Source organism: Streptomyces sp. NPDC094147, from assembly GCF_044764265.1.
Lineage (GTDB): Bacteria > Actinomycetota > Actinomycetes > Streptomycetales > Streptomycetaceae > Streptomyces.
Window position 1 is genome coordinate 362,916 of sequence record NZ_JBIWHT010000001.1, and the last position, 13,011, is coordinate 375,926.

Annotated in this window: 13 protein-coding genes; 6 read left to right on the plus strand and 7 right to left on the minus strand. The window is 70.8% G+C overall.

Annotation, left to right across the window (positions count from 1 at the left end):
• Positions 1-32: 32 nt before the first annotated feature.
• Complete coding sequence (gene bfr, locus ACIQ8J_RS01675; RefSeq protein WP_403263734.1) at positions 33-512, plus strand: bacterioferritin; 480 nt, start codon at positions 33-35, stop codon at positions 510-512.
• On the opposite strand, the gene ACIQ8J_RS01680 is transcribed toward bfr, so the two are convergent.
• Positions 509-766: a bacterioferritin-associated ferredoxin gene (locus tag ACIQ8J_RS01680; protein WP_403263736.1), complete on the minus strand. Its 258-nt coding sequence runs from the start codon at positions 764-766 to the stop codon at positions 509-511. The two genes, bfr and ACIQ8J_RS01680, sit on opposite strands and share 4 nt — an antisense overlap.
• Before the next feature lie 164 nt (positions 767-930).
• A complete protein-coding gene (locus tag ACIQ8J_RS01685; RefSeq protein ID WP_403263737.1) occupies positions 931-2,262 on the minus strand; it encodes a class II 3-deoxy-7-phosphoheptulonate synthase in 1,332 nt (443 codons plus the stop codon).
• A 185-nt stretch (positions 2,263-2,447) separates the two neighbouring features.
• Here ACIQ8J_RS01685 and ACIQ8J_RS01690 point away from each other — a divergent pair, with 185 nt between their 5' ends.
• The 3 genes from ACIQ8J_RS01690 to ACIQ8J_RS01700 all read left to right on the plus strand — a co-directional run bounded on the left by ACIQ8J_RS01690 (position 2,448) and on the right by ACIQ8J_RS01700 (position 6,514).
• Positions 2,448-4,496, plus strand: coding sequence for an N-acetylmuramoyl-L-alanine amidase (locus tag ACIQ8J_RS01690; RefSeq protein ID WP_403263739.1), 2,049 nt, complete (start codon positions 2,448-2,450; stop codon positions 4,494-4,496).
• A 10-nt stretch (positions 4,497-4,506) separates the two neighbouring features.
• Positions 4,507-4,563, plus strand: a complete 57-nt coding sequence (locus ACIQ8J_RS01695) for a trp operon leader peptide (RefSeq protein WP_078516689.1) — start codon at positions 4,507-4,509, stop codon at positions 4,561-4,563.
• Between the two features lie 100 nt (positions 4,564-4,663).
• Complete coding sequence (locus ACIQ8J_RS01700; RefSeq protein ID WP_403263741.1) at positions 4,664-6,514, plus strand: anthranilate synthase family protein; 1,851 nt, start codon at positions 4,664-4,666, stop codon at positions 6,512-6,514.
• 15 nt (positions 6,515-6,529) lie between these two features.
• Here the strand turns inward: ACIQ8J_RS01700 and ACIQ8J_RS01705 are convergent, their stop codons facing one another.
• The 5 genes from ACIQ8J_RS01705 to ACIQ8J_RS01725 all read right to left on the minus strand — a co-directional run bounded on the left by ACIQ8J_RS01705 (position 6,530) and on the right by ACIQ8J_RS01725 (position 11,529).
• The gene (locus ACIQ8J_RS01705) at positions 6,530-7,528 is read right to left on the minus strand and encodes a 2-hydroxyacid dehydrogenase (RefSeq protein ID WP_403263743.1); all 999 of its coding nucleotides are present in this window, start codon (positions 7,526-7,528) and stop codon (positions 6,530-6,532) included.
• A gap of 111 nt (positions 7,529-7,639) precedes the next feature.
• Positions 7,640-8,668, minus strand: coding sequence for a 6-phosphofructokinase (locus ACIQ8J_RS01710; RefSeq protein ID WP_403263745.1), 1,029 nt, complete (start codon positions 8,666-8,668; stop codon positions 7,640-7,642).
• Between the two features lie 144 nt (positions 8,669-8,812).
• The gene (locus ACIQ8J_RS01715) at positions 8,813-9,511 is read right to left on the minus strand and encodes a response regulator (protein ID WP_403263747.1); all 699 of its coding nucleotides are present in this window, start codon (positions 9,509-9,511) and stop codon (positions 8,813-8,815) included.
• Entirely contained in the window at positions 9,508-10,722 is a 1,215-nt protein-coding gene (macS, locus tag ACIQ8J_RS01720) for a MacS family sensor histidine kinase (protein ID WP_403263748.1), read from the minus strand. The genes ACIQ8J_RS01715 and macS overlap by 4 nt, the downstream gene beginning before the upstream one ends.
• A gap of 27 nt (positions 10,723-10,749) precedes the next feature.
• A complete protein-coding gene (locus ACIQ8J_RS01725; RefSeq protein ID WP_403263750.1) occupies positions 10,750-11,529 on the minus strand; it encodes a 1-acyl-sn-glycerol-3-phosphate acyltransferase in 780 nt (259 codons plus the stop codon).
• Positions 11,530-11,684: 155 nt separating this feature from the next.
• On the opposite strand from ACIQ8J_RS01725, the gene ACIQ8J_RS01730 reads away from it, so the two are divergent.
• Both ACIQ8J_RS01730 and ACIQ8J_RS01735 read left to right on the plus strand, forming a co-directional pair.
• Positions 11,685-12,464, plus strand: a complete 780-nt coding sequence (locus ACIQ8J_RS01730) for an alpha/beta hydrolase (RefSeq protein ID WP_403263752.1) — start codon at positions 11,685-11,687, stop codon at positions 12,462-12,464.
• Complete coding sequence (locus tag ACIQ8J_RS01735) at positions 12,376-13,011, plus strand: hypothetical protein (RefSeq protein WP_403263754.1); 636 nt, start codon at positions 12,376-12,378, stop codon at positions 13,009-13,011. The genes ACIQ8J_RS01730 and ACIQ8J_RS01735 overlap by 89 nt, the downstream gene beginning before the upstream one ends.

The window sequence follows — 13,011 nt, forward strand, 5'->3', positions numbered from 1 at the left end:
TGCCCAGTTACCGCTTGGAAGGAGCCTCTGCGATGCAGGGCGACCCCGAGGTCATCGAATTCCTCAATGAGCAGCTGAGTGCCGAGCTGACGGCGATCAACCAGTACTGGCTGCACAGCGCGATGCAGGCCAACTTCGGCTGGACGAAGCTGGCCAAGTACACGCGTCACGAGTCGATCGACGAGATGAAGCACGCGGAGGTGCTGACCGACCGGATCCTGTTCCTGGACGGTCTGCCCAACTTCCAGCGGCTCTTCCATGTGCGCATCGGGCAGACGGTCACCGAGATGTTCCAGGCGGACCGGCAGATCGAGGTCGAGGCGATCGACCGCCTCAAGCGCGGCATCGAGGTCATGCGCGCCAAGGGCGACGTCACGTCCGCGAACATCTTCGAGTCGATCCTGGCCGACGAGGAGCACCACATCGACTACCTCGACACCCAGCTGGAGCTGGTCGAGAAGCTCGGCGAGGCGCTCTACATCGCGCAGCTCATCGAGCAGCCGGAGAGCTAGGCGGCCTCTTCGAGTTGCGGGGCCGATTGTGGGGCGACGGCGGTGAGCGCGGGCTCGCCCTGCTCCACCAGCTCCCGTCGGGGGCAGGCGCCGCGTCCGAGCAGCGACTGGATACGGCGTACGCAGGAACCGCAGTCGGTGCCGGCCTTGCAGGCGGAAGCTATCTGGCGGGGGGTGCAGGCCCCGCCCTCCGCGTGCTTCTTGACCTGCTCCTCGGTGACGCCGAAGCAGTTGCATACGTACACGCGGTTCACCTCCCGGAGCGATCAACGCGGGATCGATAGGTCACGGCCGCTCCGATTGATCGGTGAGGCTAACCTAACCTTACCCGGCGCTCCGGGTGCGCGACAGTCCCTGATACGCCAGTGGGGCGCGGATCACATCGATCCGCGCCCCACCTGTGCGTACGGCGGAGAAACTACTGGTCGCGGTACATCTCGGCGACCAGGAACGCCAGGTCCAGGGACTGGCTGCGGTTGAGGCGGGGGTCGCAGGCCGTCTCGTAGCGCTGGTGCAGATCGTCGACGAAGATCTCGTCGCCGCCGCCCACGCACTCGGTGACGTCGTCACCGGTGAGCTCGACGTGGATGCCGCCCGGGTGGGTGCCGAGGCCCTTGTGGACCTCGAAGAAGCCCTTGACCTCGTCCAGGACGTCGTCGAAGCGGCGGGTCTTGTGGCCGGAGGCCGCCTCGTAGGTGTTGCCGTGCATCGGGTCGGTGATCCAGGCCACGGTCGCACCGGAAGCGGTGACCTTCTCGACCAGGTCCGGGAGCTTGTCGCGGACCTTGTCGGCGCCCATGCGGACGATGAAGGTCAGCCGGCCGGGCTCGCGGTCGGGGTCGAGGCGGTCGACGTAGGTGAGCGCCTCGTCCACGGTCGTCGTCGGGCCCAGCTTGATCCCGATCGGGTTGCGGATCTTGGACGCGAACTCGATGTGCGCGCCGTCCAGCTGCCGGGTGCGCTCACCGACCCAGACCATGTGGCCGGAGGTGTCGTACAGGCTGCCGGTGCGCGAGTCGACGCGGGTCAGCGCCGACTCGTAGTCGAGCAGCAGCGCCTCGTGCGAGGCGTAGAACTCGACCGCCTTGAACTCGGCCGGGTCGGTGCCGCAGGCCTTCATGAAGTTCAGCGCGTTGTCGATCTCGCGGGCGAGCTGCTCGTAGCGCTGGCCGGACGGCGACTGCTTGACGAAGTCCTGGTTCCAGGCGTGCACCTGGCGCAGGTCGGCGTAGCCGCCGGTGGTGAAGGCGCGGACCAGGTTGAGCGTGGAGGCGGACGCGTTGTACATCCGCTTCAGGCGCTCGGGGTCCGGGACGCGGGCCTTCTCCGTGAAGGCGAAGCCGTTCACCGAGTCGCCGCGGTAGGTCGGCAGGGTCACGCCGTCGCGGGTCTCGGTGCCCTTGGAGCGGGGCTTGGAGTACTGGCCGGCGATGCGGCCGACCTTCACCACGGGCACGGAGGCCGCGTAGGTGAGGACGGCGCTCATCTGGAGGAGGGTCTTGAGCTTGGCCCGGATGTGGTCTGCGGACACCGCGTCGAAGGCCTCGGCGCAGTCGCCGCCCTGGAGCAGGAACGCCTCGCCCTTGGCGACGGCTCCCAGACGGGCACGCAGCTGGTCGCACTCGCCCGCGAAGACGAGCGGCGGATACGACTCGAGGTCCGCGATCACATCGCGCAGAGCCTCGGCATCCGGGTACTCGGGCTGCTGCGCCGCGGGAAGGTCACGCCAGGTGTTTACGTTCACGGTCACCCGACCCACATTACGGGGTCCGGTATGCCATCCACCCCTGCGACCACCAAATGAGACACCGGCCACGCGGAAGCAGCGGGTCCGCGGGTCAGGGCCGTCACCTTCGCCCCCTCCAACTCCTGATAATCTCACGCCACTTATTTCAATAGCGGGCAAAGCGACCAGGGGTGGGTGTGAGCCGAAGCGTGAGCAGTAGGCACAGGCAGCAGAGGAACGCGACGAGGAAGCTCCTTGCCTACGGGGTGGCCGGCGCGGTCGCCATGACCGCGATGGGCTCGGTGGCCGTCGCGTCGCCGCGCGCCGCGGGGACGGCGACGGCGACGGCGACGGCGACGGCGACGGACGGTGCGGGGCGGGGTGCCGGGTCGTCCCTCCAGTCCCGATTCGCCGACGCGGCCAAGGAGTTCAAGGTTCCGCAGAGCGTGCTGATGGCGGTCTCCTACCGGCAGACGCGCTGGGAGGACCACGGCGGAAAGCCCAGCACGTCGGGCGCGTACAACGTCATGGGGCTGACCCGGGTCACGCCCGCCGACGTGGAGCGGCCCGGCGACCAGGAGCGGCTCACCCATCTCGACCAGAGCGGCGACCCGGCGGTCATGAAGAAGTTCGACGCCCGGCGGGCGCTCGCCGCCGCCGCGCCCGGCGTCGACACCAGCGAGGCGCGGCTGCACACCCTGGACGCGGCCGCCCGGCTCATCGGCAAGCCGGTGCAGGCGGTACGCGACGACGCCGGGCAGAGTATCCGGGCGGGCGCGGCGCTGCTCGCCCGGTACCAGCGCGCGGCCACCGGCTCGCTGCCCGCCGCCCCGGGCGCCTGGTACCCGGCGGTGGCCCGCTTCAGCCAGGCCGCCGACGCCAAGGGCGCCGACCTCTTCGCGCGGCGCGTCTTCGACTCGGTCCGCTCCGGCGAGAGCCGGGTCACCTCCGGCGGCCAGCGCCTGACGCTGCCCGCGGACCGCACGGTCGAGCCCCTCAAGGCGTCGAAGGCGCCGCTGGCGGCACCGTCCGGGAGCGCGGCCCCGGCACCCGAGTGCCCGGCGGGCCTCGCCTGCGACTTCCAGCCGGCCGACCCGAACAACTACAACGTGGCGAACCGGCCGGACAACGGCTTCGACATCCGGCAGATCGTGATCCACGACACGGAGACCGGTTACCAGAACGCCGTCAACACCTTCCGGAACCCGACGAGCAGCGCCAGCGCGCACTACGTCGTCAAGGACGACGGCAGCCTCGTCACGCAGCTGGTGGCGACGAAGGACGAGTCGTACCACGCGGGCAACAAGACCGTGAACATGCACGCCCTCGGCATCGAGCACGTGGGCTTCGCCATGAAGGCGGGCAGCTGGTACGGCGAGCCGCTGTACGAGTCGTCCGCCACGCTGGTGAAGTACCTGGCCGGCAGGTTCGGCATCCCGCTCGACCGCGAGCACATCATCGGCCACGACGAGGTGCCCGGTCCGCTGGACGCGTACGTGGCCGGACAGCACTGGGACCCGGGCCCGTTCTGGGACTGGAACCACTACATGTCCCTGCTCGGCGCCGACGCCGGGGACACCGGCCGGCCGCTGACGGCCGGGCAGGTCGTCAAGGTCGTGCCGCCCTTCAGCCCGCAGACGACGACGTACCTCGACCCCGCCACCAAGGTCCGCGCCACGTTCGACGAGCCGGTCAGCTTCGGCTACCTGTACGCCTCCCCGTCGGCCGACGGCGCCCCGCTGTCCGACCCGTACCTGGGTTCGCAGCTCGCGACGGAGGGCCCGAACTGGGCCGACAAGGTCGTGGCCGGCGGCCAGTACGTCGTCGCCGACCGGCAGGACGACTGGACGGCGATCTGGTACGGCGGGCAGAAGGCCTGGTTCTACAACCCGGACGGCCGCTACACCGCCGCGGTGGACCCCTCGGCCCCGGTCGTCCTGAAGGCGAAGGGCGGCGCCGCGATCCCGGTCTACGGGCGCTCCTACCCCGAGGACTCGGCGTACGCGGGCACCGGCGTCCCGGTGCAGGGCAGCAACTCGGCGTCGCTGACGAAGTACAGCGTCCCGGCCGACCAGGCGTACGTCGCCGCCGGTGCCCCGGTCGCGGGTGACTACTACTACGGCGGCACGACGCTCGGCACCCTGGTCAAGGGCGCCCAGACCTTCTACCCGATCCGCTACAACCACCGGATCGCCTGGGTGAAGGCGGCCGACGTCGAGCAGATCACCCCGGCCGGGCCGGGCTGTCCCATGGGGTAAGGTGCCGGGCATGTTCGCGCACTCGACCCAGAACTGGTGGTGGACCGCTCATCCGGCGGCCCGCTGATCTCTGCGCGTACTCAGACTCGCGAAGGCCGCCCCGAGGGGCGGCCTTCGGTGTTTCCCGGGCCGTTCCTCCCGCTCACCATCGGAAGGAACCCCAACTCATGCTCATCCAGAGGCTGTTGGACGAATCATGCCCGCCGTTCGCGCTGCTCCGCAGGCGCACCCCGGGCCGCGACCACGACACCGTGGAGCTGTTGATCGGCGAGGTCCACGAGGCCGAACGGCTCGGTGATCTCCCGGTCGGCGACCGGCCCGCGCTCGCCCTGGTGCCGTTCCGGCAGATCAGGGAGCGCGGCTTCGACGTCCGCGACGACGGGACCCCGCTCGCGGTGCTCGTCGCGGACGAGACGTACGAACTGCCGCTCGCGGACGTGCTCGCCGAGCTGCCCGCGCACGACGTACGGGTCGAGGGCGGCGGCTTCGACGTCGGCGACGACGCGTACGCGGAGATCGTCCGGCGGGTGATCGAGGACGAGATCGGCCGGGGCGAGGGCGCGAACTTCGTCATCCGGCGCACCTTCACCGGCGAGATCCCGGGCTTCGGCCGGTCCGACGCACTGGCCCTGTTCCGGCGTCTGCTGACCGGCGAGCGGGGCGCGTACTGGACGTTCGTCGTGCACACGGGCACCCGTACCCTGGTCGGCGCGAGCCCCGAGGTCCATGTGCGGATGACCGGCGGCACGGTCGTCATGAACCCGATCAGCGGGACCTACCGCTACCCGGCGGGCGGCCCGGCCCCCGAGGACCTGCTGGCCTTCCTCGCCGACCGCAAGGAGACCGACGAGCTGTCGATGGTGGTCGACGAGGAGCTCAAGATGATGTGCACGGTCGGCGACATGGGCGGCGTCGTGATCGGCCCCCGCCTCAAGGAGATGGCCCATCTCGCGCACACCGAGTACGAGTTGAGGGGCCGCTCGTCGCTCGACGTACGGGACGTGCTGCGCGAGACGATGTTCGCGGCGACGGTCACCGGGTCGCCGGTGCAGAACGCCTGCCGGGTGATCGAGCGGTACGAGCCCGGCGGGCGCGGCTACTACGCGGGCGCGCTCGCCCTGCTCGGCCGGGACACGGGCGGCACCCAGACGCTGGACTCGCCCATCCTGATCCGCACGGCGGACATCTCCCCGGACGGGCGGCTCAGGGTGCCGGTCGGGGCCACCCTGGTACGGCACTCGGACCCGGCGGGCGAGGTCGCCGAGACCCATGCCAAGGCAGCCGGCGTCCTGGCGGCGCTCGGGGTGCGCCCCGGCCGCCCGCACACCGATTCCGGGCGGCCCCGGCTCGCGGACGATCCCCGGGTGCGGGCCGCCCTCGACGCCCGGCGGGCGGACCTCGCGCCGTTCTGGCTGCGGATGCAGGACCGGCCCGCCGAGCCGGCCGGCTCGGCGCTGGTGGTGGACGGCGAGGACACCTTCACGGCGATGCTGGCGCATGTGCTGCGCTCGGTGGGCCTGTCGGTGTCCGTGCTCCGCTACGACGCCCCGGAGCTGCCCTCGCGGGTGCTCGGCCACGAGGGGCCGGTGATCCTCGGTCCCGGTCCCGGCGATCCCTCGGACGCGGCCGACCCGAAGATGGGGCTGCTGCGTCCGCTGGCGGCGGAGCTGCTGCGCTCGCACCGGCACGGGCTGCTCGGTGTCTGCCTCGGGCACGAGCTGATCGCGGCGGAGCTCGGCCTGGAGATCGTGCGCAAGCGGGTGCCGTATCAGGGGGCGCAGGTGCGGATCGACCTGTTCGGGCAGGAGGAGACAGTCGGCTTCTACAACAGCTTTGTGGCGCGGTGCGAGGGGGCGGCGGCGGGGGTGGAGCTGGCCCGGGACGCGTCGACGGGCGAGGTGCACGCCCTGCGGGGTGCGGGCTTCGCGGGCATCCAGTTCCACCCGGAATCGGTGCTGACCCTGCGCGGCCCGGAGCTGGTCCGGGACCTGCTGGCGGGGGTGGCGGCGGTGCGCTGAGTCGCGCCCCCGAGGTCAGGGGGCAGTCGGGACCAGGACGTTCTCGGTGTGGCGGCCCGCCACATAGGCCGCCACGTTCTCCACCGTCGTCGCGACGATCTGGCCCACCGCGTCCTGGGTGTAGTACGCCTGGTGCGAGGTGACCACGACGTTCGGGAACGTCACGAGCCGGGCCAGGGTGTCGTCCTCGACGACCTCCAGCGACTTGTCGAGGAAGAACAGGCCCGCCTCGGCCTCGTACACGTCGAGGCCGATCCCGGCGAAGCGCCCCTTGCGCAACTCCCCCACCAGCGCGTCCGTGTCGACGAGTCCACCCCGGCTGGAGTTCACCAGGATCGCGTCGTCCTTCATCGCCGCGAGTTCCGCGCGCCCGATGAGGTGCTGCGTCGATGGCAGCAGCGGCACATGCAGGCTGATCAGGTCCGCGTTCGCGAAGAGCTCGTCCTTCTCGACGTACTTCATGCCGAGCTCCAGGCAGGCCGGGTTCTGTGCCACGTCCCAGCCGAGCAGGGTCATGCCGAAGCCGTGGGCGATCCGGGTGAACGCCTCGCCGATCTTTCCGGTGCCGAGCACGCCGACCGTGCGGCCCCGCATGTCGCGGCCGAGCAGCCCGTCGAGGCGGAAGTCGAAGTCGCGGGTGCGGTTGGAGGCCCGCACGATCCGGCGGTTCACCGCCATCGCCAGGGTCCAGGCGAATTCGGCGACGGAGTACGGGGAGTAGTAGGAGACCCGCGCGATGGTCAGGCCGAGGCGTTCGGCCATGTCCAGGTCGATGTTGTTGAAGCCGGTGGACCGCTGGGCGATCATCCGGGTCCCGCCGGCCGCCAGGCTCCGCAGCACCCGGGCGTTGAGGTTGGCGTTGACGCTGGTGGAGATCACTTCGTACCCGGCGGCGATGGGGGCCGTGTCCTCGGTGAGGAAGACGTCCAGGCAGCGGACGTCGTGGTGTCCCTCGAAGGCCTTCTCGATCAGCGGCTTCTCATCGGCCTGCACGCCGAATGCCAGGATTTCCACGACTTTCCCCTTATTGGCGTCCATGGCTTTTCCGACCGATCAGCGAGATATACGGGCTATGGGCCGGATATCGCGAATATACGGCCCACAGCCCGGACCCGCCCGGCCGGATCAGCCGAAGAAGACGCCCACCTCGGCGTAGAGCGCGGGGTCCACGGTCTTCAGCTTCGAGGTCGCCTCGGAGATCGGCACCCGCACGATGTCGGTGCCGCGCAGCGCGACCATCTTGCCGAAGTCGCCGTCGCGCACCGCCTCGATGGCGTGCAGCCCGAAGCGGGTGGCGAGCCACCGGTCGAAGGCGCTCGGGGTGCCGCCGCGCTGAACGTGGCCGAGGACGGTGGTCCTGGCCTCCTTGCCGGTCCGCTTCTCGATCTCCTTGGCCAGCCATTCGCCGACGCCGGACAGCCGGACGTGCCCGAAGGAGTCGAGCGTGCCGTCCTTGAGCACCAGCTCGCCGTCCTTCGGCATGGCGCCCTCGGCGATGACGACGATCGGGGCGTACGAGGCCTTGAAGCGGGAGGTGATCCAGCCGCAGACCTGGTCGACGTCGAAGCGCTGCTCGGGGATGAGGATGACATTGGCGCCGCCGGCCAGACCGGAGTGCAGGGCGATCCAGCCCGCGTGCCGGCCCATGACCTCCACGACGAGCACCCGCATGTGGGACTCGGCCGTGGTGTGCAGCCGGTCGATGGCCTCCGTCGCGATGCCGACGGCGGTGTTGAACCCGAAGGTGTAGTCGGTGGCGGACAGGTCGTTGTCGATCGTCTTCGGTACGCCGACGCACTTGATGCCGTACTCGTCGCTGAGGCGGGCCGCGACACCCAGGGTGTCCTCGCCGCCGATCGCGATCACGGCGTCGATCTCGTACTTGGCGAGGTTCTCCTTGATGCGGCGGACGCCGTTCTCCGCCTTCAGGGGGTTGGTGCGCGAGGAGCCGAGAATGGTGCCGCCGCGCGGCAGGATGCCGCGCACCGCCGGGATGTCCAGCTTGACGGTGTCGCCCTCCAGCGGGCCGCGCCAGCCGTCCTTGAACCCGGTGAACTCGTATCCGTACTCCTGCGCACCCTTGCGGACGATGCCCCGGATGACGGCGTTGAGCCCGGGGCAGTCACCGCCTCCGGTCAGTACTCCGACCCGCATGGAATGGTCCCTTCGCCTGGGAGTGACGTACGCGGTCCACGCTAGTGGTGACGTACGTCACTCCGGGATGGGGCGAAAGGTCAATTCGCGGGACGGGGGCGGGAGTTGACGGACCGTCGTTCACCCGCACGGGGGACGCCCCGGTCAGGCGTCGTCCACGCTGTCGAGGCCGCGCTCTATCGCGTACCGCACGAGCTCCACCCTGTTGTGCAGCTGGAGCTTGCCCAGGGTGTTCTGCACGTGGTTCTGCACCGTGCGGTGCGAGATGACCAGGCGCTCGGCGATCTGCTTGTAGCTCAGGCCCTTGGCGACCAGGCGCAGCACCTCGGTCTCGCGCTCGGTGAGCTGCGGGGCCTTAGGCTCGTCGGCGGTGGCGGACGCCGGGTCCCTGGCGAGCCTGCGGTACTCGCCGAGGACGAGGCCGGCCAGGCCCGGGGTGAACACCGGGTCACCGACGGCCGTGCGGCGGACCGCGTCGGTCAGCTCCTCGGTGCTGGCCGACTTGAGGAGGTAGCCGAGCGCGCCGGACTTCACCGCTTCCAGTACGTCCGCGTGCTCGCCCGAGGCCGACAGGACGAGCACCCGCAACGCCGGGTTGGCGGCGACCAGTTCCTTGCAGACCTGGGCGCCGGGCAGGCCCGGCAGGTTGAGGTCGAGGACCAGGACGTCGGGCGCCACGGCCTGGGCCCTGCGCACCGCCTGCGGCCCGTCGCCGGCCGTGGCGACCACGTCGAAGCCGGCGGCCGCGAGGTCCCGGGCCACCGCGTCGCGCCACATCGGGTGGTCGTCGACCACCATCACCTTCACCGTCGCATCGGCCCGCACCGCTTGCTGCTCCGTCATCCGCGCCGTCCCGCCTTCCCCCGTGGAACCTTCAGTTCGACTTCTGTGCCCTGGCCCGGCACGGAGATCAGCTCCGCCGTGCCGCCCAGGTCCCGCAGCCGGCCCCGGATCGAGAGGGCGACGCCCATGCGCCCCTCCCCCTCGGCCTGGTCGAGCCGGCCCGCCGGGATGCCGGGACCGTCGTCCCGTACCGTCACGATCACTTCGTCCCCCCAGTCCTCGACCAGGATCCAGGCCTGAGCCAGCTCCCCCGCATGTCTGCTCACATTGTCCAACGCGGCACTGACAGCGGCCGCGAGCTCCTTGGCCGCCGAGGGCGGCAGCAGCACCGGAGCGCCCGGTTCCGCGAAGGAGACCCTCGACCCGGCGTGCGGGGCGAGCAGCGAGCGCAGATCGGTCCCGGCGCCGTCGCCGGGCTCGTCGTCAACCTCCACCGCGCGGACGACGGCGCCGTTCGCGGCGTCCTCGGAGGCCCGGGTGGGCGGCACCAGGCCGCTGGAGACCAGGGTGCGCAGGGCGACCTCCTGCTCGCCGGCCATCCGGCCGAGCTCGGCGGCCTCGCCGCCCAGAGCGGTGCCCCGGCGCTGCACCATGGCGAGCACCTGGAGCACGCTGTCGTGGATGTCGCGGGCGAGGCGCTCGCGCTCGCGGGTGGCCGCCTCGATCTCCAGGGCGCGCGCGAGGGTCGCCTCACTGGCGCGCGCCACCTCGACGATGTAGCCGACGGCGATGGAGGCGATCCACACCAGGATCACGTTGTGGAAGGTGTCCCGGGTGGGGCTGCCGCGCTCGACGATGTTGGCGACGGCCACCAGCGAGGAGGCGAATCCGGCCCAGCGCCAGCCGCCCTTGATGGCGAAGGCCAGGACCGATCCGGCCGTCGCGATCGTCGGCAGCGTCGGGCTGTCGAAGTGCTGGGCGTCCACGTCGGCGACCGGTGTCAGCAGGATGCCGACGATCACCACGGTGAGGTCGACGGCCAGGAAGCGCTTGGTGCAGGCGGCCGCGTTCGCCACCCTGGGCAGTGTGGCGAAGTTCCAGAGGGTGAGCACCGAGAGGTAGCCGATGCCCACCCAGGGCCGCTCGAACTTTCCGTAGCCGGTGGCGAAGATCACCACCGCGTAGACCGTGGTGAGCACCCGGTAGCCGGTCAGCGCCCGCCACAGCGGCAGCTCCACCGACATCCGTACGACCCGTTCGCGCTTGGCCACTTCCCCCACCCCTGGACGGACGGTCGGCTAGTCGCCGGGCTGTTCCGCCTGCTTGGCCTGCTCCGCCTCGCGGGCCCGTTCCGCCTTCTCGGCGGCCTTGTGCTCGTCGGCGATCCTTTTGGCCTCGTCGGCGATCTGGCGCTTGGCGGCCGTCGCGTAGATGTCGACGTACTCCTGGCCGGAGAGCTTCATGATCTCGTACATGACCTCGTCGGTCACCGAGCGCAGGATGAAGCGGTCGCCCTCCATGCCCTGGTAGCGGCTGAAGTCGAGCGGCTTGCCGATCCGGATGCCGGGGCGCATCAGCTTGGGGACGACCTTCCCCGGCGGCTGGATCTTCTCGGTGTCGATCATCGCGACGGGGATGACGGGGGCGCCGGTGGCCAGCGCCACCCGGGCCAGGCCGCCGGGCTTGCCGCGGTAGAGGCGGCCGTCGGGCGAGCGCGTGCCCTCCGGGTAGATGCCGAAGAGGCCGCCGCCCTTGATGACGTCGATGCCGGCGTTGATCGCCGCCTCGCCCGCGCCGCGGGCGCCCGAGCGGTCCACCGGGAGCTGGCCGACGCCCTTGAAGAACGCGGCCGTCAGCTTGCCCTTCACTCCGGGCGAGGTGAAGTACTCCGCCTTGGCGATGAAGGTGACCTTGCGGTCCAGGACGGCCGGCAGGAAGAACGAGTCCGAGAAGGAGAGGTGGTTGCTCGCGAGGATCGCCGGACCCTCGGCGGGAATGTTCTCCAGGCCCTCCACCCACGGCCTGAAGGCGAGCTTCAGCGACCCGCCGATGGAGAACTTCATTGCGCCGTAGATCAACTCGGATGCCTTCCTGTGCTTGTCGAACAGACCTTAACCCGTGCCGGGGCCGGGCCTCCCGCGCGACGGCTCTGGTCGGTGTCAGTCCGGTCGCGTACCGTGAAGTACGACTCCCCCGCACAACCCCGCCCCTGCTCATGAACAGGAGACCCCTGGTGCCGGTCCTCCCTGGAGCCGAGCCGTTCCGCCACGAGGGCGGAGAGGTCGGCGTCCTCCTCTGTCACGGCTTCACCGGTTCCCCGCAGTCGCTGCGCCCCTGGGCCGAATACCTGGCGGAGCGCGGCCTGACGGTCTCGCTGCCGCTCCTGCCCGGACACGGCACCCGCTGGCAGGACATGCAGCTCACCGGCTGGCAGGACTGGTACGCGGAGGTGGACCGCGCCCTGCGCGAGCTGCGCGAGCGCTGCACCCAGGTCTTCGTCTTCGGGCTCTCGATGGGCGGCGCGCTGGCGCTGCGGCTGGCCGCGAAGCACGGCGACGAGATCAGCGGCCTGGTGCTCGTCAACCCGGGCAACAAGGTGCACGGCGCGGCGGCCCGCGCGCTGCCGGTGGTCCGCCACTTCGTCCGCTCCACGAAGGGCATCGCCAGCGACATCGCCAAGGAGGGCTCCGAGGAGGTCGGCTACGACCGGGTGCCGCTGCACGCGGCGCACTCCCTGCGCAATTTCTTCCAGCTGGTGGACGGTGAACTGCCGCAGGTGACCCAGCCGTTGGTGGTCCTGCACAGCCCGCAGGACCATGTGGTCCCGCCGGCCGACTCGGCGCGCGTCCTCAGCCGGGTGTCCTCCACGGATGTCTGCGAGATCCTGCTGGAACAGAGCTACCACGTGGCGACGTTGGACCACGATGCGGAGCGGATCTTCGAGGAGAGCTACTCGTTCATCGGCCGCCTCGCTCCTAGCGTCGGGAAGAAGGGGAGCACGACCGGTGGCTGAGCACGACGCGGACCGCGAACCGCAGCCGATCGACGAAGAGGCTGCCTGGGCGGCGATCGTGGCGGGGTACGGCGAGGAGCCGGCCGACCCGCCGGGCGCCAAGCCGTTCAAGTCGGTGGAGGACCTCGCCCTGATCGAGGACGAGGCCGACGAGACGCCGGAGCCGAAGCCGGATCCCGCGCCCGACAAGGGCCAGGAAAGACCGGCGCTCGGCAGCTCGGTGGTGTTCGCGCCCGGCGTGGGCGGCCCCCGCGACTTCCAGCCGGCCGAGCCCGCCGACGACGACCTGGACGCCTCGGACGAGGGCCACTTCGTACCGCCGGAGCCGCCGCCCCTTCCGGAGGCCGACACCGCGGCGAAGTTCGCGTGGCTGGGCGTGGTGGGCGGCCCGCTGCTGCTCCTCCTCGCGGCGATCTTCGGCTGGGACATGACGTGGTGGCTCACCACCCTGGGCGTGGGCGGCTTCCTGGGCGGCATCGGCACGCTGTTCGCCCGCATGCAGCACGACGAGGACGACGACGACCCGGGCCACGGCGCGGTGGTCTGA

What these genes read in the sequence shown, in the direction of transcription:
- bfr (WP_403263734.1), top strand. Translation starts at nt 33, where the DNA reads ATGCAGGGCGACCCCGAGGTCATCGAATTCCTCAATGAGCAGCTGAGT.
- ACIQ8J_RS01700 (WP_403263741.1), top strand. Translation starts at nt 4,664, where the DNA reads ATGCTCATCCAGAGGCTGTTGGACGAATCATGCCCGCCGTTCGCGCTG.
- ACIQ8J_RS01710 (WP_403263745.1), bottom strand. Translation starts at nt 8,668, where the DNA reads ATGCGGGTCGGAGTACTGACCGGAGGCGGTGACTGCCCCGGGCTCAAC.
- ACIQ8J_RS01715 (WP_403263747.1), bottom strand. Translation starts at nt 9,511, where the DNA reads ATGACGGAGCAGCAAGCGGTGCGGGCCGATGCGACGGTGAAGGTGATG.
- ACIQ8J_RS01735 (WP_403263754.1), top strand. Translation starts at nt 12,376, where the DNA reads ATGCGGAGCGGATCTTCGAGGAGAGCTACTCGTTCATCGGCCGCCTCG.